Annotated in this window: 17 protein-coding genes and 1 pseudogene; 17 read left to right on the forward strand and 1 reads right to left on the reverse strand. The window is 56.9% G+C overall.

The genetic code is table 11. The features are described 5' to 3' along the window. Genes NDI76_RS19615 through NDI76_RS19650 form a run of 8 tightly spaced genes read left to right on the forward strand, consistent with a single transcriptional unit; the run spans position 1 to position 13,155 of the window. Positions 1 to 1,737, forward strand: coding sequence for a DUF8186 domain-containing protein (locus NDI76_RS19615; protein WP_310925868.1), 1,737 nt, complete (start codon positions 1 to 3; stop codon positions 1,735 to 1,737). Continuing rightward, positions 1,734 to 2,570: a hypothetical protein gene (locus NDI76_RS19620; protein WP_310925869.1), complete on the forward strand. Its 837-nt coding sequence runs from the start codon at positions 1,734 to 1,736 to the stop codon at positions 2,568 to 2,570. The genes NDI76_RS19615 and NDI76_RS19620 overlap by 4 nt, the downstream gene beginning before the upstream one ends. Before the next feature lie 2 nt (positions 2,571 to 2,572). Continuing rightward, positions 2,573 to 3,634: a TrbL/VirB6 family protein gene (locus NDI76_RS19625; protein WP_310925871.1), complete on the forward strand. Its 1,062-nt coding sequence runs from the start codon at positions 2,573 to 2,575 to the stop codon at positions 3,632 to 3,634. Between the two features lie 2 nt (positions 3,635 to 3,636). After that, on the forward strand, positions 3,637 to 4,758 hold the full coding sequence (locus tag NDI76_RS19630) for a TraC-like domain-containing protein (protein WP_310925872.1): 1,122 nt from the start codon (positions 3,637 to 3,639) through the stop codon (positions 4,756 to 4,758). Beyond that, positions 4,742 to 6,949 (forward strand): VirB4 family type IV secretion system protein, encoded by a 2,208-nt coding sequence (locus NDI76_RS19635; protein WP_310925873.1) that lies wholly within the window; start codon positions 4,742 to 4,744, stop codon positions 6,947 to 6,949. The genes NDI76_RS19630 and NDI76_RS19635 overlap by 17 nt, the downstream gene beginning before the upstream one ends. After that, on the forward strand, positions 6,942 to 10,751 hold the full coding sequence (locus NDI76_RS19640; protein WP_310925874.1) for an ATP-binding protein: 3,810 nt from the start codon (positions 6,942 to 6,944) through the stop codon (positions 10,749 to 10,751). The genes NDI76_RS19635 and NDI76_RS19640 overlap by 8 nt, the downstream gene beginning before the upstream one ends. Beyond that, positions 10,748 to 11,632 carry a bifunctional DNA primase/polymerase gene (locus tag NDI76_RS19645; protein WP_310925875.1) on the forward strand — a complete coding sequence of 295 codons (885 nt, stop codon included), beginning with the start codon at positions 10,748 to 10,750 and terminating at the stop codon, positions 11,630 to 11,632. Before NDI76_RS19640 ends, NDI76_RS19645 begins: the two co-directional genes overlap by 4 nt. Beyond that, positions 11,629 to 13,155: a primase-associated protein gene (locus tag NDI76_RS19650; protein WP_310925876.1), complete on the forward strand. Its 1,527-nt coding sequence runs from the start codon at positions 11,629 to 11,631 to the stop codon at positions 13,153 to 13,155. The genes NDI76_RS19645 and NDI76_RS19650 overlap by 4 nt, the downstream gene beginning before the upstream one ends. A gap of 668 nt (positions 13,156 to 13,823) precedes the next feature. On the opposite strand, the gene NDI76_RS19655 is transcribed toward NDI76_RS19650, so the two are convergent. Then, positions 13,824 to 14,057: a hypothetical protein gene (locus NDI76_RS19655; RefSeq protein ID WP_310925877.1), complete on the reverse strand. Its 234-nt coding sequence runs from the start codon at positions 14,055 to 14,057 to the stop codon at positions 13,824 to 13,826. Between the two features lie 134 nt (positions 14,058 to 14,191). Between NDI76_RS19655 and NDI76_RS19660 the strand changes: the two genes are divergently transcribed. The 9 genes and pseudogenes from NDI76_RS19660 to NDI76_RS19700 all read left to right on the forward strand — a co-directional run bounded on the left by NDI76_RS19660 (position 14,192) and on the right by NDI76_RS19700 (position 21,576). Next, entirely contained in the window at positions 14,192 to 14,482 is a 291-nt protein-coding gene (locus NDI76_RS19660; protein WP_310926103.1) for a DUF8069 family protein, read from the forward strand. Next, positions 14,482 to 14,855 (forward strand): annotated as a pseudogene (locus NDI76_RS19665) (DUF7558 family protein). Before NDI76_RS19660 ends, NDI76_RS19665 begins: the two are co-directional and overlap by 1 nt. Positions 14,856 to 14,941: 86 nt before the next feature. Next, complete coding sequence (locus NDI76_RS19670; protein WP_310925878.1) at positions 14,942 to 15,274, forward strand: ribbon-helix-helix domain-containing protein; 333 nt, start codon at positions 14,942 to 14,944, stop codon at positions 15,272 to 15,274. Then, entirely contained in the window at positions 15,271 to 15,738 is a 468-nt protein-coding gene (locus tag NDI76_RS19675) for a hypothetical protein (protein ID WP_310925879.1), read from the forward strand. The genes NDI76_RS19670 and NDI76_RS19675 overlap by 4 nt, the downstream gene beginning before the upstream one ends. 102 nt (positions 15,739 to 15,840) lie before the next feature. After that, positions 15,841 to 16,197, forward strand: a complete 357-nt coding sequence (locus tag NDI76_RS19680; RefSeq protein ID WP_310925880.1) for a DUF8105 family protein — start codon at positions 15,841 to 15,843, stop codon at positions 16,195 to 16,197. 9 nt (positions 16,198 to 16,206) lie between these two features. Continuing rightward, positions 16,207 to 16,536, forward strand: coding sequence for a DUF8158 family protein (locus NDI76_RS19685; protein ID WP_310925881.1), 330 nt, complete (start codon positions 16,207 to 16,209; stop codon positions 16,534 to 16,536). Positions 16,537 to 17,295: 759 nt separating this feature from the next. Beyond that, complete coding sequence (locus NDI76_RS19690) at positions 17,296 to 18,192, forward strand: DNA-binding protein (protein WP_310925882.1); 897 nt, start codon at positions 17,296 to 17,298, stop codon at positions 18,190 to 18,192. A 253-nt stretch (positions 18,193 to 18,445) separates the two neighbouring features. Then, positions 18,446 to 19,585, forward strand: coding sequence for a hypothetical protein (locus NDI76_RS19695; RefSeq protein ID WP_310925884.1), 1,140 nt, complete (start codon positions 18,446 to 18,448; stop codon positions 19,583 to 19,585). After that, on the forward strand, positions 19,585 to 21,576 hold the full coding sequence (locus tag NDI76_RS19700; RefSeq protein ID WP_310925885.1) for a hypothetical protein: 1,992 nt from the start codon (positions 19,585 to 19,587) through the stop codon (positions 21,574 to 21,576). The genes NDI76_RS19695 and NDI76_RS19700 overlap by 1 nt, the downstream gene beginning before the upstream one ends. The last annotated feature ends 1 nt before the right edge of the window (position 21,577 follow it).

Genomic DNA, 21,577 nt, shown 5'->3' on the forward strand with positions numbered 1-21,577 from the left:
ATGAACCAACGAGACCTCTCCGTGCTCATTGCCGCCCTATTCGTGACGAGCCTCGCTACAGGCCTCGTCACAGCTACCCCACCACGACCGGGGACGGAAGACAATGGGCTCTCTGAGAACGAATCCGCGACGCTGTGGTCTCGCGATACGGATAACTACACGAGTCAAGAGGAGTACCGCCAACGCTACGGTAACGAGCGAACGGCCATTCACCAGCTCGCAAACGGCAGCGATATCACGTTCAAGCGGCCGCCGGCGACTGCCGCGACGTGGACTCGGAACGATTTCGAGGATCTCGAAGCCGGAGATGCAGATACGTCCGTGCATCCGCCCCATGCGTCGCTCAAAAACGGAGTCTTCATCGAGGACGCCCATGCGACTGTGTTCGCGATTCAACCGTCGACTCGAGGCCATCTCGAATCCGGTGACACGCCACTCTACATCGCACCAAATGGGACGATGCGTGGGTTCGTCGATTACCGCGTCCGTCTTCCAAACGGGAGTTCTTCCGATAATCGAACTGTCGAGTGGTCGTTGGCAGAGCACGAGATCAAAGAGGTTCGACTGCAGAAAGATGGAGAGACTATTGCGAGGACGGGGGGGTCGCACACACCAGCAATCGACTATCGGATCGACGACGACTGGAGTGCAACCCTCACGCTTGAAGCAGAGATCGACGTCCGGTTGAAGAAGAGGATAGAGACTGACGGAATCAACGGAACTGATGTCGACGTCGTCTACCGTGAGGAGACACGAAACGTCTCTGACTCGATTGACGTCGAGATTTACGACCTCTCTGCGTACCCCTACTACGCTGAGTATCCCAACGGCGACGCTGGCGTCGCCATCTTCCAGTCTCGGCCGTGGCAAGGATACACCCTTACCGACGAGGGGAACGCGAGTGTGCGTGGTGTCTGGCGGTTCTACACCGCTCGCAACACCAACTGGGATACGCTCGTCAGATCGAATCAGACCGACAGTGTCGAAGTCGCGTCCGATGCAATCCCCGTGTCCGTTCACGCGTATCCATCCCGAATCGGACCGCGTGCTGAACCTATTCGAGACGGCCCGGAGATAATCGACACGTGGGGAACAGAACGTCCCTCGCCGAAGAGGACCATCGGAGAGAACGTCACCATCGAGGTCGTCAACCAGTCCTACGAGACGACGTACGGTGTCGCTGTCCGTGCTGAGAACGTCGACAGAGAGGCGCTTCACGTCGCCGGCATCGTTCGCGGCGTGAATGCATCTATCGTCAAGCCCGACGCCGGGTCTGAACGACAGCTCCGGCGTAGCAACCTGACGGTAGAGGTTCTTCAGCAGAACCAGTCGCAGGCGACGCTCCGAATCGAACTACGCGACAACGAGACTGGTGCACCGATCATCCTCAATGACGATACTCGCCGGTATCTAATCGGTGGAAGCGCCCGTAACGGCTCCATCACCATCGCCGATCAGAAAGTTGAGACCAACGCCTCTGGCGTCGCCATCGTAACGGTCACTGAACCCGGCATCTACACGGCCCGCTATCATCCAGGATCGTGGCTCGGACACAACCCGGCCTACGTGAGTGACACGGCGACTGCCCGGTGGCATCCACTCGGATCCATCGACGGCTGGTTCGCGTTCGTCTTCGAGGTCGGCTGGCAGTTCATCCCTTTCTTCGTGATGTTCTACGCGGGGCGCCGTCTCCTCCGAATGCTCGGTCCAGCAGACGTCTTCCAACGAAACCCATGACCAGAAACAATCCACACATCAGTCGTAGAAACGCCCTCCGAACAGTGGCAGGTGCGACGCTCGTAAGCGTGGCTGGCTGTCTGAATAGCGGTGGAAGCTCCGGAACACCCGGTAACGGGACAACCGCCTCAGACAGCGAGGGGCCGCTCAATCGAGTCACCGTCGAAGGGACGATACTCGTCGTCGAGCTCTTGGCAGAAGCCGATGTCGACCAAGTCAACCTCATCCAGCCGAACGAAGAGCTGTTCGGAACGCGTGACGTGGCTGCAGGGGCCCAGCAGGTCTCGTTCAAGATCGGAACCGCATACGAGCTTGGTGAGTACCGCGTGGTCGCACTGAAAGGCGAGGAGACAGTCGCAGAGAGTATCGAGGAAATCAGGCCACAGATCGAGATTCGGGAGATCGGGCTGTATCGAAATAACCCAGACAAACCTTGGGATGAGGTCTATGGAGAGAGTCAGACTGATAGGAAAAAGAACGGAGAGGCATTTGTTACAGTGGAGAACACAGGCAGTGGTCCAGATGCTATCGTGGAGCTACAATTTACTGGGGACGTCCCCAATCCAATTGAGAATCCTAGGGAAGGTGGGCTGTATGAGACTGAACGAGTGGTAATTCCGCCTGGTGAGACGATCGACTTGTTCAGTAGCTCGTTCCCGTTTGGGACAGAAACAGCGGACGGAATGGGCTGCTCACCAGATGGCAATAACGGCCAATTCACTGTATCTGTTAGAACACAGGTTAGTGGCGATCAGGTCTCGAAAACCTACGAAGCCCAATACACTGGTTCCAACGACATGACTAATTGCGAGGTTACAATCACGGAGTCCTGACTATGGTTGATCTGATTGACGTCGTACTGGAAGGTGCCAAAGCCGTCGTCGATTGGTTTACCGGTCTGTTCATGGACGGGCTCAGATCGGGGTACGAGACATTGACAGAGGCGATGTTCGGGACACCTACTCCAAACACGGACGGAGCATTTGTCTTCGGAGATCCGACGAACGCACCTTGGCCAGCAATTCAAGATGCTCTTGTCGGTGGAGAGATTATGCTCATCTCTCTTCTACTCCTCGTGATGAGTGTTCAAGGGCGGCACACGATTCGAATCTTCAATATCGGAAGTGCCTACGAGGCCCGAAAAACGAAGAAAACTGCATGGGTCGGTGCCTTCCTTATCATAACTTGGTACTGGGTTGGGTCTCTGGCCCTCTACCTCGTCGATGGGTTCACTATTGCACTGATGCCAGAGCTCTCCTCGGTCACAGAGGCTATGCTTGGATATTTAGAGGTGTCAATTACAAATCCCGGATTGGCACTGTTGTTTGCCCTTGTTGGTGGTATTTCGATGTGGGTATTGGAGGCACTATTCTACATCCGGAAGATTCTCATCTATGTGTACTTGTATGGAATGCCCGTTGCCTTCGCTCTCGCCTATGGGAATATTCCAGTAGTCTCTGATATCGCTCTAGGATTCAGTAAGCGGTTTGTCCCACTCACAGTTCTCCCACTACCTGCCGCGATAATCCTCAAAGGCTATGACCTGATTTACGCTGGGGAAACGCTGACTCCAGGAACGAGATTCCTCAAATATCTGGTCGCAGCATCACTTCCGCTAATTGCTCTCTACGTAACTTGGAAGACGTTCAGATACGCGACGCCGCTGACCGCCAAGGTCATGGGAGGAGCGACGAAAGGAGCGGCACTCATCGGTGGCGTCGCAGCAGGCGCGTCCGTCGGTGGTGCCGGCGTCGCGACGACTGCGGCACGGTGGGGACCAAAAGCTGCTGCTGGTCACGCTCTCGCTCAGAAGGCCGCAGCACGAGCAGAGACTGGTGACGGAGAGAATAGCACGCCGTCGTACCGGCGGACTGAGAACGACCCCGGAATCCACTAACAATGTCGATAGATCAAGACGCAGCCGCACGACGCATCATGGACCAGTTCGGCGAAGAGAGTCGCATCCCGTACCTCAATATTGAGGAGGGAGACGTCGGCCTACTCATCGCCTTCCCGATTATCGGCCTGTTCATCGCAGGCCTCACGGGGATTGAATCACTTGCCCTTCCGTTTGTCGTGGGCGGATTCGGGTTTGGCGTTGCTGTCATCTACGTCTCTCCCAACCACCTCAATGCGTGGACCTGGACGAAGAGCATCTATCGGTACGCCAAACGTCCGCAGATTACGTTTAGTGCCCCAGAGGAGGCAAACGAGAACACGAACGAGACAGAGCGAAATGAGGGCGGGCTCGCGAACTACACGCCGTTCAAACCGGACGAGCGAACGCAGGACCTCACGAACGTCAAGCGAGCGTGGCCCGGTGCTGGAGCGGTCCAACGAGAAGATGGCACAATGGAAGCGTTCATCGAAATCGACCCGGGGAACATGGACTTCGCGATGTCCGAAGACTGGGCGCAGCTCCAGGAAGCGGGCGAAGAGTTCGCCAACAAGGAACTCGACTCGAAGCTCAAGCTCCATGCGACAACTCGGTCATTCCCAGTAGAACAGATCACCGAGACGATAGAAGAGCGACTCAACGACGAAGACGTCACGCAGAACCTGATCTTCCGGGAACTCCTCGAGGAGTACCGTGAGACCCGCCCCAAAGAGATGCGTGATCGAGGTATCCAGCAGGTGCGATACTATCTCGGTGTCGAAGTCTCGCCGCTAGAGGTCTACGATCGATTCCGAGACGAAGGGACACCTGCCGAGAAACTGACGCAGTTCCCCGTTATCGGGTTCCTGTTCAACCCGTTCGTGACGCGGCGTGAGGACCTGACGGATGTCGAACGTCGGGCACAGATGTTCGAGAAACTCGACAGTCGCGTCAACGACGTCCGCGCCGAGTTCATCCAGCAAGCGTCCGGGTGGTCCGCTCGTCGGCTCAGTACGGTCGAACTGTTCGTCCTGAACATGGACTTCTGGAACGGACGAGAGCACGACGCCGAGGAGGCTGAGCACGCTGTTCGCGAGCAACCGATCGTCGGTCGCTCACGCCGGGAGGATGAGGTCAGTGCGTAACGTCATCCTGCAAGCGAGTGGCGGTATCCTCGGCCAACTCACAGAGTGGCTTCTGAACCCGACGTCGCCCGAAGGTGCGGCGATTTACGCCATACTGGTTGTTACCCTCGTGACCGGTGGCAAACACCTCTGGGGCCGGTACACCGACGACGACGAACCGGAAGTCGATTTCTCAGATGTCCTCGACGAGAAGACGCTCAAAGAGGGTCACGTAGAGGGCCAACTCCTCGACGACATCTCCGAATCCCATAAGACAGTGATTGCGCCGGCAGCCATCGAGTGGGAGACACGAGCAGCTCACGTCGGCGAGCAGTGGACGACGACGCTGTACATTGCTGACTATGCCGACTACCCGAACGACGGCTACCTGAGCGACCTCTTCGAGTTGACCGACGTCGAGTTCGACCTCACAGCACACATCACACCGAAGAACCAGCAACGGGCGCGGAACGAACTGCAGGACATCGCTAACGACCTTCAGGTCGACGCCGATCTTGAACAGAGCGTCCGGAGTGCGTATCTCCAGGAGCGAGCGAACGAAGCGGCTGCGACCTACAAGGCCGTCGAGAGCGGCGCGAACGTCTTCGATCAAGGGATGTTCATCACGGTTCGCGCCGACGACAAGGACGACCTCAGGGACTCAGTCCAGAAGGTCAAGAGTGCGCTCCGCGATGACCCGGCGAACCTCACACCGAAAACCGCGATCTGTCGGCAGGACCTCGCGCTGCAATCGGCAGCGCCGATCGGAGATAACGAATTTGGCCGCGAGTCGATCGCCCTCGGTGGTGCTATCGGTGCACTCCTCTCGTCACCGCACAACGCGACAATCCTCGAAGAGGGTGGGGTCGAGTTCGGTATCCACAAGGACAATCAGAGTCCCGTCGTCATCGACCCGTTTGCCCGTGACAGCGGGTACGCAATGTTCACCGTCGGCGATACTGGCTCCGGGAAATCGTTCGGCTCGAAACAGAATTTCATCCGCTCGATCGAACAGAGCAAGGATCGCATCGGCATTATTCTTGAACCGCTCAACAACTGGGCGGGTGTCTCCGAAGCACTCGATGCGAAACGTATCACCGTCGGTGGGACGCTCGGCCTGAATCCTCTGGAGATTCGCCAGACACCCGACCACGTCCAGCGGGCGATGGGTGAGGATGCGAGTCCGTTCAACGAGAAACTCGACGACGCGATGAGCTTCCTGACGAACTTCTTCGCACTGCGCGGTATCTCGCTCGGGGATCGTCGGACGACACTCGAACTCGGACTCAAACGCGCCTACATGCGTAATAGTATCTCCGATGATATATCGACGCACAGTAACCCAAGCCCGACGATTCGGGAGATGATGGACGTCTTCGAGGACATGGTCGACGAACCGGAGGAGTTCGTCGTCCGGTCCGACGAGGAGGCTGGGAAGATCCGTGAGGACGCGACGTGGCTTCTGGATCAACTACGCCCCTTCGAGGAAGAGGGTCGCCACGCCAACCTCGGGAAGTCCTCGGAGTTCGACATCCGCGACGAGAAGGTCATCTATCTCGATCTCGCCCAGCAGGAGGGCAGCGTCGACAGTAGTACAGCGCTGACGATGCAGTTGCTCATCTCGCTCGTATACGAACGAGCGAAAGAGACAGACAAGGAAGTCGTGTTCGTTATCGACGAGGCGCGGTACATCATGCAGGACGCCGCGAGTCTAGCGTTCCTCGAAACGGTGTTCCGGCACCACCGTCACCACGACCTCTCGATCCGACTCGTCACCCAGACGGTCGATGAGTTCTTCGAGCACGCTGAGTCCGAGGCCATTCTTGACCAGTGTGCCGTCAAGCAGTTCCATCGCCTGGATGGGATGGACGAGGAATGGGCCGAGGAGTTCGGTCTGAATCACGCACAGATGCGCTACGTACAGGACGCGGTGCCCGGCAACGAGGACGCCGGGTTCTCCGAGGCGCTCGTCGGTGTCGACGGCGAGTGGCGCGGGATCAAGGTGCAGGCAATGTCCAAGGAAAAGCAAGTTATCGATTTCGACCCGGCTGAGCAGACACGAGAAACACTGCCCGGTGCTGACGAGGAGGCCGTTACTACTGACGTGCAGCAGTTCCGTGAGGAGCTAGAACAGCAGGCCGCAAGCGGAGAGTCACAGGCGGTCACTGCGAAACCTGATGGTGGTCAGATGGAGGTGGATGAGGATGCGTGAGTATCTCCGCGTCACGCCGACGTCCGAACAGCTCGACTCCGCGGGAATCTCGCGTGTTCTCGCCAGTCTTCACAAGCTCACGAATACGGGAACGGAAAGCCTCACAGAGAAGCTGAACCCGTTCCACAGTGAAACACCGCCCCGGTTCGAGTTCCTTGCCCTGAGCGATGGACCGGACGAGCCAGTCGAGTTCTACTACGGCGTCGACGAGAACCTCGACACTTTCGAGAAGCGTCTCCGTTCGATCTATCCCGAGACGTTCGATATCGAACGCGTTGACGTCGACGTCGCCTCACGGCTCATCCAGCCAGTCGAGTTCACACGATCGGAGTTCATCGACCACTACGAAACAGGGCAACTACAGTACGAATTTGGTCCCGAGGAGCAGCACGATCTCGACGGTGAGGACCAGACAGAAACGTCGGAAACCTCCCCCCTCTCTAACGACGATGCAACGGTCCAGAGAGCCACGAATCATCTCATCGAGACAGGGAACACCGCACTTGAACTCGCACCACCGAGTGCAGTTCCCGAAGAGGAACCACTGACGACACTCGAAAAGCCAACCGAGACGACGGAGGGAACGATACTCGCTCGACCAACCACCGACGCCGTCTCGCCAGTTGGCGTGCGCTGGTCCGGTTCAGCGACCCGGAAGAAGGACTGGATGACGTCGCTGACGCCCTTTGCATCCGGTGATGACGACGACGCAGTGACTGCTGTCGACCAGCCCGGCGCGGCGTTGGCCTCACTCGTCGACTATCTGATGGAGACAGCGTCGCCTGTGGCATTCCAAGTTGTGTTCGAACGGCGGGCACCCTGGCAGGCCGACGCTGAAGTTCGCAGAGAGGACCTTCTCGATGGACGGGATACCTTCATCCAAGAATTCATTGGCTCATTCTTCGCGGTCGAAGAGCGACAGAACGGACGCGAGGAGAGACAGCTCCCCGAATCAGTCGCAAAGCGGATCGAATACATCGACGCGAAGAACCACAACCGGTCGTTTACCGCAAACATCCGAGCAGTGGGCGTTCCAGTTGATAGTGCATCCCGCGACGAGCTTGCAGCTCAGATGGACTCCCTTCGCCCTGTGTTCGACCCGATAGACGGTCCCTATTACGAAGTCACGGGCGAACGACTCCGTGCTGAGGGCTTTCGAGAAACAACGAAGGAGAAGAACGCTCGGTCGGCTCTTCGGCAGCTACTTGATCGAGAAATTGCGGTCGGTCGAGGCAAGACCCGACCGGATTTCGTCCTCGGTGGGGCGGAACTCGCGAACTTCGTGCTGGTCCCATCGTCTGAGCAGCTCACAGTAGAAGGAACACGTGGGACTCGCGCTGAACAGCAGAGCCGGAACCCGCTTCCGTGGCCGAATCCAGACCTTGTTCAACAGTTCCAACAAGGGATGGCGATCGGGTATGCACTCGATGAGAACGGAGCACCCCAACCGAACCCGATCCGGATTCCGCCAAATCTCCTGACGACGCACTACGGCCGGTTTGCATCGACCGGCGGCGGGAAATCGAAGGCGATCATCAACGATGCGCTGTCCCTTCGAGAGACAACGGGCGGACCTGTCGTCATCGTCGATCGGAAAGGCGATGGGATGTGCGCGAACTACCTTCGCTGCCACTACGAGCACTTCAGTGGGTTGGACGACGTCTATCAGTTCCGCGTCCCAGAGACGCTCCCTGCGTTCTCTTTCTTCGATATTCGGCCTGCGCTTGAAGCAGGGCGGAACCGCGAAGACGCGATTCAGGATAAGGTCGACCATTTCCACGATATCATGGGAATGGTGATGGGACGCGAGATGTACGGACAAGCGTTCGTCGCCAACGAAATCCTCAGCTACCTCATCAAGGCGCTCTTCGATGAGGAGTACGGGAACGACGTCTTTGGGCTCGACGACCTCTTCGCGGCGGCACTTCAGATGCAACGTGAGCGAACCATCCCACCGGTTTCGGCAGACAATACAAACGTCGAGGAGTCGCTCACGCGTCATTTCGCGAAGGACGACCACCAGTTCCAGGTGTCGATGGACGCGGTCGGCAACCGCCTCGATAAACTCAGAGAAGACGCGCACTTGCGACGGATCTTCAGTCACGTTCCGGAACAGGACGATGCCGGAGAGTACGTCGACAACCGATTCGACTTCCGCGAGTTCCTCGACGAAGACATCACAATTCTGTTCGATCTCGGTGATCTCCGTCCGGAAGCCCAGCGGGCCATCACACTTCTGCTCTTGAGTAACCTCTGGGATGCGGTGCAGGTGCGTCGACGTGACGGGCAAACGGACTACGAGAAGCTCACCAACCTCATCATTGAGGAGGCGGCACCCATCGCCGCAACGAAACTCGTTTCCGAGCAGTTGCTTCCCCAAGGTCGGTCGTTCGGTCTAAGTATGGGGCTGGTGATGCAGTTCCCCGGGCAGGTTCGGAATCGAAGCGAACGCGCCTACGACGAAGTCCTCAACAATATCAAGACGAAGCTCATCGGGAATATTTCCATCGAGCGCGACCTCGCTGAGTCGTTGGCCCACGAAGACTTGAGCCCGACTGACCTCCGCAATCGGATCAACACGCTCCCCAGTGGAGAATGGATTGCGCAACTCCCGAGTCCCTCGTTCGGAGAGACGGGCCCAGCCCCGTTCTCGGTGAAGCCACTGCCGATCGCACCGGGGCATCCAGAAAGCGACGAGCCGCTTTCTGTCGAGCAGGAGGACCACTTCGAGACCGTGGCCCTCCCACGACTGTCAGAGCGAACACAGACCCAGTATGGGCTCACCAACAGCCAGGACACAACAGCCTCATCCGAAGAGGAGAGCTGGGGAAGTGAATCCACAGACACGACAGCCACGTTGACAGAACAAACCGATTCCCACGATTCGACGCAATCATCGTTCCTTGGACAGATGTCCACAGACGCACAGTCTCACCCAGGGGACGAAACGACGGGTTCTGACGCCACCGATCGACCGTTTGGAAGTGAAACCACAGCAGATCAAGATACAGAGTTGATGAGCGAGACAGACTCGTCAGTACAAACCGAGAATGGGTCAACTCCGGTGGAAGCGGGTGGAGTAACTGTTCCGGATGAAGAACTCAGACGGCGTGGGCTCAGCCGCGACGATATTCGGTTCCTGAACTGCGTCCTCGATGTGATGAACGGTGATTCCCCGGAGTACACGCTCTTGGACACGATGACCTCGTTCAGAGAGCAATTCGATGACGTGGATGTTCAGCGGCTCATCGATCAGAATCTACTGGAAGAAGCACCGGCCTGCCGACGGAAGTACTACACTGTGCTCCCTGCAGGGCGCGAATTACTCGGTCAAAAGCTTGCGGTCGGGCCGGGGCAGGGGGACATTGGAGAGAAAACCCCGCACAAAGTCGGTGTCAAACTCCTCAAACGATGGCTCCAGGATCAGGATGGTGTTGCACGCGTCGCGACCTACTACGAATACGACGAGGAGACGGTCTTTGACGTCGCTGCCTTCAACGCTGATAGCGAGTTGGTGTGGGTCGGTGAAGCGGAACTACCGAGCAACAATAGACACGCCCCAGTTGAGGACTACGACAAGCTAAGCGATGTTGATGCGAGCGCTGTCTGGGCGTTCAACAAGCGAGAGACAGCAGTAGAGGTTCTCGACCGACTTGCTGAGGCCGACCGGATCGAAAGCAGCGTGAGCGGGCGTGCAGCCCGATCGTTCGCAGATATCCGAGATGCAGTCGAGAGCTTCGATGCAGCGGGCCTAACGACGCTTCGGGGTTTCCATACCCTTGATGGAGAATTCAATTCATGACGTGGCGACAGGCTACTCGCGAGGAAATCTACGCCTACTACGCCGACGAGTTTCCCTCGTACGTCAATCAGATGCCATCGTTCATCACACCGGCTGGCCCGAAACAGTACGCCCTCGCGTTTCGAGAGTCTCATCCCGTGCGGAAAAATGAGGTCCCTGCAAAGGACTTCATTCGCCGGGATACACGACAGACGAACGCATCGGGTGAACATACTCACTGCGAATTCGATGAGTTCGAGGACATCGTGGAGTTCATTCGCCACCCGGCCCGGAATGACCCTCTTGAACGAAGTACGTTCGCGCTCGCTGACCCTGCTCTTCTCGATAAGCCCGATCCGTGCCCCGACGCCGTCTACTACGCGCTTGATCACTGGGAGCGCCCGTGGATACTCCTCGTGGATATCGACGCGAAAACGATTGCTCGGAAGCGGGCAGAACGAACGGTAGCGGACGACGTCGATAATCGAGATACCGAGGATTTCCTCGATGCAGCCGGAATTCGAGCAGCGTCACCAACCGGATATCCCTACGCATTCGAGGACGTCGACCGTGCTATCGAGTACGGGTTCGAGGTCCGAGATATTTTCGAGGATGATTTCGACGCTGAGGAGACGATGGTGATGTACAGCGGACAGGGAGTCCACGTCTACCTGCTTGACACCGACTTGGCCCATCGGTACGACACCAAGAGTCGTGAGGTGCTGAACGACCTCTTGTTGGATACCTATGGCATTCCAATTGATCCGGTGGTGACCGCAGACCGTCGTCGGGTCGCCCGGCTCCCCTACTCATTACACGCTGACGTCTGCAGTATCGTCCAGCCAATCGACAGCCCGAACTTCGATATTCGGACGGCGACACCTGAATTCATCGACTCATGAGTACTCCTACCCCAGTTGACGACGAGCGCACCGCTTACCAAGTTGCTGCCCTCCCACTCGAGTATGGGTCGACACGCATCAACCAGCTGTTTACGCGTGGCTACAACCGTTACATCGTCGACGGCGAAGACCAGCCCGACGATCTGTTGAACGATCTCGAACGGTTCGGAACGGCCGCGTTCAAAGAGGACGTCCGGACCAACGCCGCTGACGAGCCCTTCGTCGACGAGCCAGGGACGCTCGCCGTGCTCGCCACACTAACTGCCATCTGCGTCAAGGCACACCCGAAATTCGAGCACGCCCCACCGCGGAAGATCCAAATCCTCTACAACATTCGAGAGCTGTACGTCAACAATCTTGCGTCACTCCTCCGAGAATTCGGCGATGCCACCCTCCAGCAAGATATCGCTGAGGTGCTGTACGCGAAGGACACCAGCGGGGAGAGTCCCCACCCCGGTCGTGTCTGTACAGGCATTACGGAGATGCCTGAGTTCGGAGGTGGGTTGTACCTCGAAATCCCGATGGTTGCTGCCTCCCGGAACTGTCTCGTCTACGACGCGGACAGACGTGATGCAGGAACGGAGGATGACAGAGAGATCCTGACGCGAGTAAAGGATAACCGGCTGTACGTTCCTGCCGGTGACTTCGATGAGAAGTATCACGCCTATGCGGAGAGGGCATTCAAGAAGCTTCTTCGCGTCCAAGAGGACGGCCTCTCCGAAGACCAGCAGGTGTGGTTGACGACGAACGAGTCAGCAATCACTGATCGGATCAACCGTTTCATGGAAGCAGGACACCACGAACGTATTTGGCGAAACTGGGATCAAGGCGAACGAACGATTCGTGTCCTACGGCGGGCGATCAACGAGTCAGCCGACGATGTCGTCCAGCAAGATGAGTTCCATACGGCGAAAGAACTCTACAGTGCAGTCACAGCGTACGATACAGAAAACAACTGGGAGGCCTCGATTACGGACTGGATTTCGAGCCCGAGTAGCCTAGCGAAGACGCTTGCAAACCATCAGTCACATTCGGCGGTCACCATCAAGCGGGATGGGCGCGTCAATCAGTATCGCATTGGCCACCCAGGCAGCGGATCGACGCAAATCGATGTCGACGCTATCGAGGACCTGTTTGAGTTGCCCTGCATGGCAAACATGGAGGAACGCCTTCACGAGAAGAAACCCGTCCGGAAGGACCTCTACAACTTCGCTCGGATGGTGATGTGGTTGCCGCAATATCAGAACAGCAACCTTGACGAAATCGTCGCGGACCTCAAAGACGTCTTCTCGCGCTGGCCATGGTACGACGAGCAGGTCACGGACTACCAAATTCGCTATGAATTCACGAATACGATCGACGGGAATACGCCGCTCCCAATGAACTGTGACAACGACGATATGCAGCGCTACTGTATCGGGAAGGACCAGTGTCCCTACTCGATCTGGGGGAGTCTCCCCTTCCCGGATGAGATGTACAACCAAGTGGATGAACACGCCGCTGGTCCCACCGAGCAATTCTGACGAACGCGGATATATCTACTATCGTATGGATTATGTCAAGACAGGCTAAGCATCCGACTAGAAATCCCGTCGGGCACATTTCAGCCGCTAAAACCCTCGATATCGCGGCATTCGGTGTGTCCTATAGGGCTATTCGAGTTATCGACGGAAGATCAGATGAGCAGCGTGAACTCTATTCACCTGCTCGTATCTACTGAAAACCGCGAAAATCTGGGTTTCAACCACTCGTCGCGCACATTTTGTGTTCTGGGGCAAATTGCAATTTTCGTCGAGCACATTATCATTGGCTCAAATCTGCCCGACGGGCCTATAATCTTATCTGAGGTATTCATTGGCCGATGCATATTGCCAAAATTGTCCAAAGAAACCCCCCAATATGCACTATGCAAACGCCGCTGGCTCTCTCGGGCCGAGGGCCATCAAACGAGAAGAGTCTCTAAATGATATATCAGAAGACTAGTAACCACTCACGAAACGATTCGCAGTTGAGTGTATCCTCCAAGAGGGATGAGGGAACGCAGGGAGCATCCACTGTATTCCTGTCTTCAGAACATGAACCAGCAGTCACGACGACGTGACACGTGGATCCTACTCCTCATCACTGCTTCTGCCATTGCATTGCTCTGGCTGTCGTCAGCGACACCGACAAATGGAGACAGTATCCGTCGTCAAGAACGCGATGGAATCCGCAGTTCGTCTTCAACTTCGTAGAGATAGCCCTTCAACAGCAGTTGTTCGACGTGTGCTTGCGCGTCGGCCTGTTCGACATTCTGTCCCTGGAGATGGGCGACGGCATCCTCTCGAGTAAGGCTCTCGTCATCCTCTGCCGCATCGAGATACTGCTTGAGGTAATCAAGCGCGGCTGTCTGACTGGAGTTGATTGGTGTCCGCGAGTTCTCCATTACGTGAAGCATGGACCTCCCCAGATTAGACAATTGGGGTGGATTCGCAGTGTCAGTGCATGCCGGCGACGGGAGCGTTTGTCGGCGCCGGAACGCGCGAGGCGCGTCTCCGAGCGTGCCCACGCATGAATCCTATGACTGGCCCACGTATACTCGACGACACTGCAGACGATCACGAGCGATTTGAAACCGAACTCGTCGCACAGGACCGAGATGTCGCCCGGGTGTCGACGGCAGACATCGAAGAGACGACCGCGCGACGACTCGTCAGTGACCTTGTCAACGACGGTATCGTGACAGCAGTCGCCGAGCAGCGAATACTGGTTCACGAACCGAGTGGCAAGGCGTTTGACTCGATTCGACAGCTTGCTGTCTTCCATCGTGGCTGGTCGGCTGGCCAGGATGCCGACGAGGAGGGCGAATGATGCAGCAGACGTTTCGGGATGTGCGTTCTGCGATGCGCTTCCCAGGTCGGAGCGTGGCGCCGCCTTCACCTAGGGGAAAGATGAACGGGTTTCACATCCGATCTGCGTCGACTGCGCCGTCCAAGCCCGGGCCGACCCCGATGAGCGAGATCACCACGCCTGTGATAGCTGTGGCCTCGTCGCCGATATACGCTCGCGGCGTCGTCGGCACGAAGCGCCGGCTTCCAGCGGGACCTCCGGTCCCGCCCGGCTCACGCGGTTTCGCGTGGAACTCGGGCATCTCGAGGGGACACTACACCTCTGTGTCCGCTGTAGTCCTGGCGGACTCGCAACGTACTGGACGCGCGACCTCGAGGAACATCTCGTCGAATGAGAGGTACTGCCGGCTGTTCCCCCTCTCTACCACCGGAGTACAGTCTGAGCACGTCATTTATAGACCAGTAGCACGATGGTATTACCATGAAATACGCGAGCGTCAGTGTCAAGTTCCCAGTTGAGCTTGACACCGAGATTGAGCGATTCCTCGATGAGACGGGGGTCTACACGAACAAGAGCGAGTTCATCAAGGAGGCCTGCCGCGCCCACCTCCGTGACCTCAACGATGACACGGCAATCGCTGCGCTTCGGCTCGAACAGCTACTCGCCCAAGCTGAACAGAGCCGCGAGTCCGATAGTGAGATCGACGCTGAGCTCGCGGCACTCAGCGAGAAAGTTGATGCGGGCGACCTTGAGCGAGCCGTCGAAGACGCACGTGAGGAGACGTCCGAGCAGGTGTACGGGTCCGATGCGTGAAGATCCTCGATACGAATCTGTGGGTCTTCGGGACGCTGCGAACCAACGAGCAAGCCGCTGAATTGCTGGCCGACATCGACCGCGGTGAGACGACATCGGCGATTAACGCGTACATGGTCCAAGAGGCTCTAGCTGCATTTGACCGCACACAGAGTCTCTCCTCGGCAGACCGTGATGCCGTCAAAACAAGGTTTCTGACGAGACTCACGCGGATGACGGGACTCATCGAAGCGCCATCCAGTCGCGATGTGAGCGAGTCGCTCCTGCGGGAACAGCGATCTGCGCCTGCAGTTCGAACCCTTGCACGAGTCTGTGGAATTCAGGCCAAAGACGTTCCAATCCTCGTGCTGGCGTTTGAGCATCGTGACCGCGAGCCGACGATTCTCACGAACGACAAATCGTTCGCTGAGTTCGAGCCAGCAGTGCACTCACTCCCCGAACTCACTATCGAACACGTTTCCTGACCAATGCCGGTGTCGCGACGGCAGTTGTCTCCTCTCGAGAACCGTGTGATTCGTTCACGGTGGCTCAAAATATTGAAAACAGTAGCAACCGTCTGAAGAGCTATGGAGTGCCCGGCGTGTGGCGGTCCCGTCACGATGGAAGTAGGGCCGGATCAGCCGCTCTCAGCATCAGTGGCGGATGCACTGCTCGCCGGCGACGAGGATGAGCAGATCATCGTCGCCCGAAATTGTTGGGCGTGTGGCTGGACTGAGGAGCGGACCGTGGTCATCGATTCGATCGAGACAACCCAGGGTGATACTGACGTTGTTGAGCGAGCCGCGCTTCTCGATGATATTATGAGTGAGGCCACAGCGATTAACGACCTTGCGACGCTCGAAGATGCTCTGGCGGGGATTCGCCGTCAGCGCCGTCTCGAGACGACTGCGTCTGGCTCGCCTAAGGATGTCGACGGTGGATAGGTTCGACTCATGACCGATACCGACGCCCTCTACGACGTTCGTGAACGGACGGGAAATCCAGCCCACGCGTCGGTCGACGATGTCTGCGAACTCGTCCTTGAACGAGCCCGGGAGCCGCGTGAAGACCACCAAGACGCCCATTTCGACGAGGGCATGGCTGCTGTCCTCGATCGATATAGGGCGGATGCTGTCCGAACTGTCATCCACCGGGTACTCGTTGAGCACTACCCGTTTCGCACAGCGACGGTCGGTCTCGATATGCGCAATTTCGATGGCGTTCGAATCGGCACGACGGCTGGCTGGTTCCTTGAGGAGCTGAACGCGGAACCAGATAGTTGAGACACCGTGCCTGAAAGCCCTCGGCTGCTCGGCATCCCGCGACCGCGCGAGACGCAGTCTCGCTGGCCCTCGTTCGCTGCACTCACGAAGACCACGCTGCGCTCCTCGTGCCTGTGGTGCTTGCGGGGTCGGGGGACGACCGAGACGCCCTCGCCCTTTCTGAGCCCACCAGGATATCGGCTGTGTCACTGAGCGTCGAGCCCAGTTGAACAGGTTCTTTGTTACGGCACGCCCCGCTCGCCGCTTCCGCCTGTCGGTGAGCAAGCTCACCGGCGTCCCGCTCACTCCGTTCGCGGGACCTCCGCATCGCTCGCGACCGACCATTCCGGGCGTGCGGGCGCTCTCCGCACCGCGAGCGCCCGTTCCGGGCTAAAATGTATGTGCCTTCGACGCCAGCGGGTATCCCCCGTCGGTTGCGCCCCTCGCGGGCTTTCGCGTTCCAGCGCTTGGTGCCGCCTGCGCTGGCGCGCGCCACACAGCGGCGCGCGTGCTCGGCGACAGTCGCCCTGGACACGGTCCCGCGCATCGGGCCGGACACGAGCGGGCATATCCCGCTGGACGCTCGCTCCGGGCGGGTCGGCGCACGGTGCTGGTTGAACGTCTCTCTTCTGAGCGCTCTCGCTCGCGCCCACAGGGCGCTCGCGAAGGCGCGAGCGAGAGCGCGTAGATGGGTCTGTCGGTCGTTGTAGTACGAAGAACCGCGATGTTTGGGCATCGCGGTGTCGGGCGCGTGAGCGCCTTCAGGTCTTAGTGAGACCAATGTCAAGTAAGAACGTAACCAGTCAAGTAGTTTCGGTCGATGAACAGGCATTCGAGAACGCGGACGAAGCGGCGGTCGACGAGGACGGCTTCGAGGTCGTCGACGAGACGCCGGCGTTCCAGGCGACGGTGCAGATGGAGACGCAGGCAAAAGTGGATGCAAACCACCCGGACGGGATGGTTGAGACCAGTGATGAGCGGATCTACGGCGCAACGCTCGAACAGGAAGAGCGTATTCGAGCGCGGGAGGCCGAACTGGAGCGCATCAGTGCCAAAGCAGAATTGGGGACGCAGGAAGGACGGGAGAGACGGACGCGAGATATCGCGACGAAGCGGAGTGCTAAGCGGCGTGCTGAATTCCAGAAGCGGGCCGCGAGCGTGGACCCATGGGCCGACCCGGAGCGAGATGATCCTCGTGCAGAACTTTCGCAGGAGCAGTTGGCGGCGGTGAACACACAGTCGATGCGGCTGGCGGAGAAGGTGGAGGGTTGGTCGCGAGCGGCGATTGGGCGGCGACTGGGTGAAGCCGTAGCCGGTGGAAAAGACCTGATGAGTGCGGTCATCGAGGTGTTCGAGGAATTGGAGACGGCGCCGGGACAGGTGGTTCCGATTGGGAAGCTCGAGGAGGTCAATCGCAAGGAGGTAAGCATCGAAGGGCATGTCGAGACGCTGTGGGATAGTGACTCGCCAGCCATCGCTCAAGTTGGGCTGATCGCAGACGACAGTGGGAAAACGAAGGTAACGATCTGGGAGAAGTCGAATGCCCCGTGGGTCGAGGAAGGTGAGCAGGTGCGCATTCACGGAGCGGCACGGAACTGGTACGAGGGACGCGTCTCACTGGCCGTCACTGGGTGGTCGACCCTGCATTTCCCTGAGCGCGGTCGGTGGTGGGAGTAGCCGGTCGTCGCACCTTTTTTTTTGCTACGTGCCGGACCGACCTAGACCCCACCACCCCACCCTCCGCTCCGTGCTTGCTTCGCTGCGCGCGCAGCCACGACCACTCGAAGCCCGATTTGAACCAGCTGATCAGCCGAAGATTACCACGCCTGAACTTCTCGCTGAAATTGACCGGCTGGCTTCACGACTCGGTTATCCTCCGACGGTTATAGACCACGGAAAATATAATGGTCCGTTCTGAGATGGTTGCTCCATGTCACTATCAGGGCTCGTCAGTTCGGCTCGTCGGAGGATCCGGACTATCAAGACGAGAACTCCTGAATATGTTCACTGGAAGCGAGCTGCTTTGGTACTGCTCATCTTGCTCGTCCTGTTCGGCGGATCGTTGTATGGTATCTATCGGTTCCGAGGATGGAAGCTCTCTGCGGGAATTTTTGTGGTCGCTATTGCAGTAGTCACAGTATACCGTCGGAACCGGTTCGTCTCTCCATCCTCCGTTCGCCTGCAAACCACTCTGCTCCGTCTGATTCAACGACTGAGACGACTCAGGAACCGGGATAAGCGGCAGATGATGAGAAATGCGGTCGAGAGTAGACCAGTATCTGGAGCGGTGGTTGCACCTGTATTGGGAATCGTAGCATTTCCACTTATCACCGCAGTCTACACACTACCTTTGCAATTCAAATTCGCTAATACTGTTGATGAGACGTTATGGGCTGTCCACGCATCCGTGACTGGGTTTAGTTTTGTTGTGTTGATATTTTTCTGGGAATACCTCAGAGGCGAGTTCGATAATGTGGTTCTGATCCGAACGGCAGTGCGCTATACTTGGTCACTCCATATCATCTACTTCCTCCTCTCTGCGAATGTAGTAATCGGCGGCCTTGCCCTATTGGAGCAGGGTAATCAGGCAGTATTCGTTGGCGTTCAGGCAGTCCTGTTTCTTGCGACCATTTTCGGGCTCTATTGGCTGTACCATACGATTTATACGGTTATGGTCAGGGAGACGCTCCCGTTACGTGTCAAGCGGATGCTTGAAGAGAAGATCGGTGTCATCCTCACTGAGTCTGATCAAGAGACCTGGGTAGCTGTAGTGAACCGCCAGCTTAATGAGGACTATCCTCAGCTTGCGCTACCAAATTTTACGGGAGGGAAAGAACGAGTGACTGCCGGTGAACTCGGCCTGAGTGGTGAAGTCACGGACATTCATCTCCACAGACTCCATGACCTTCTTGAAGAGGCGTCTGCGCTCGATGTGGAAGTCGAACAGCTACCGGTGCTTGGACGGTCATATAACGACGATGATGACCTCTTCGTGTACCAAGGTGACCCTGCGGCACAGGAAGCCGAGCAGATGCGAAATCGTTTGAGACGAGCGATAAAGGTGAGATAATGTCTAGAAAACGGAATCAAGGCGGGTTTGAAGATCTCGTGGAGTATCTCGTTGAACGTTGTCTCAAGGCAGCCGATAATAGAGACAAAAACAAATTTGTGGAGTCTCTAATCGATTTTAACGACGTTGTCGACAGCTTTCTGGAACAGCAAGCAACCCTAGGAAACCAAGTTAGCGACACTAATCGCGAATCACTGGAACGGATCTTCTCCAACTATTTCGTGGATCTGTATGAGGGGTTAATTGAGGCACCTCCTACTTTCCGAACGGAGGTCATCAGTGCAATCACGACATCCATCCGAAGGAGTCGAGATGTTGGGTTCTCGCCCACATACCAAGCATTTCTCTCTACCCTTAATAGATGCTACCGGTTGGAGATGGAGACCGGTGAATTCGAATTTCGGGCGAAGCGGTTCTTCGTCCGACGCTACAATCTCCTGATCAGGAAAAGCGTCGACCAGATCCAAGCAAGCGATTCACCAGCAGCATTTGAGACGGCGCGGTCGTTCTGGGAAGTTACATTTGACCAAGCTCAGCAGTTACTTAAGACAGCGATTGAGGCTACCGATGAGGAAACATACTCAGAGATAATCTCAAAACTGACAGAAATCTATTATTATGATGTGGTCTCCTCTAACCGGCAGAGGATTGCTGATGTAGGGGACAGTGAAAATGAATTCCTAGAAAAGAAGGCTGAATTCGGGCAATCTATCGAGTCACAAGTATCGGTGTTAACATTTGTTCTGACTGGGTGGGCGTTCCGTCGTTTTCGAGAGGGGACGCTGTCCGAGGAAGAGTACAAAGAGATAGCAACCACGACAGAGTCTCAACGTAATTCGATAGCGGCCGTTGCCGAGGTTTACTACGATGAGATTCGTGGTGAGGGCAGGTTTGAGTACTGGGAGGGTTGGAACTTAGATGAGGCAATGGCTGAGACGATGGGGGTGGCGACCAGTGCTCCAGCTGCTTTGTCGTGGCTACAGGCGTTTTATTGTACTGAGTTACTCCGCCTCGGATCGCAGTCTTTCGAAGACGGTGAGCTTGACGTAAGAGGACTACCGATACCGGTCTCAAAGGCGGTAGTTGCTGAGTCGGACAAAATTCGCAAGACACTGGAATCACTTCATACGGACTCAATCGTGGAGATATTCATTGATTCTGGGACGGATATTGAGCGACTGATTGATGCGATAGTGCAGCTGCATGAAGATGCTGAGGAGACGTATCGCAATCAGGTCCGTGAGGACGTGCATGAGTCTGCGCTTGACGATGAGAGTGTCAAGTCGTTCGAGGATTCCATACAGTCGGATTTCGTTGAGGGCTGTACACTTCGGAACGTGCTTCGAGATATCGAGGTCATCGCGGAGGACCCGTCAGAAGAGGGTGGTCAACCCAAAGAACTTGGAAGACTTCAAGTGCCTCGCCGCGCCCTCGTTTCCGTTGACGATATCCCGCTTCACCTCTCGATGCAACGATATGTGAGTCCGATAGAGGACAGGTACCGAGAGCTACTGTTCGAGAATCTGGAGGTTGTTCAGGAGAGCGTTATCTCTCAGGAGGAACTTCTTGAGCGCGTACGCGAATACGTTGACTCACACGATGTAGAAGCGATACTAACAACCCTCGGTGTCAGTGATGATGTTTTCAGAGATGCGGATGCCTATAAATATGTACTAACATCGGAGGAACGAGTCTTTGAGAACCAGCGCGGTAGTTTCGCAGGAACACCAGTGCTGTCCATGCGAGGAGATGGGTTCTCCATCCTGTTGGTCTTTGCAGGCCCGACACAAATAATCGAGACAAATCCAGCTGATAGACCCTTGTCAATCGACATGATCCCTGCTGAGGAGACGCTTTCGGAGGAGGACCGGCAAAATCTATCGGAGGAAGAATTAGAGAACATCAAAGACTGGGTTTATGTAGACGTATCGTACCTGTGTCAATTTACTCCAGGCGCCAATATAGGGGTGGCAATCACGGTCGAACGGTAGA

Source organism: Halogeometricum sp. S1BR25-6, from assembly GCF_031624495.1.
Classification (GTDB): Archaea; Halobacteriota; Halobacteria; order Halobacteriales; family Haloferacaceae; genus Halogeometricum; species Halogeometricum salsisoli.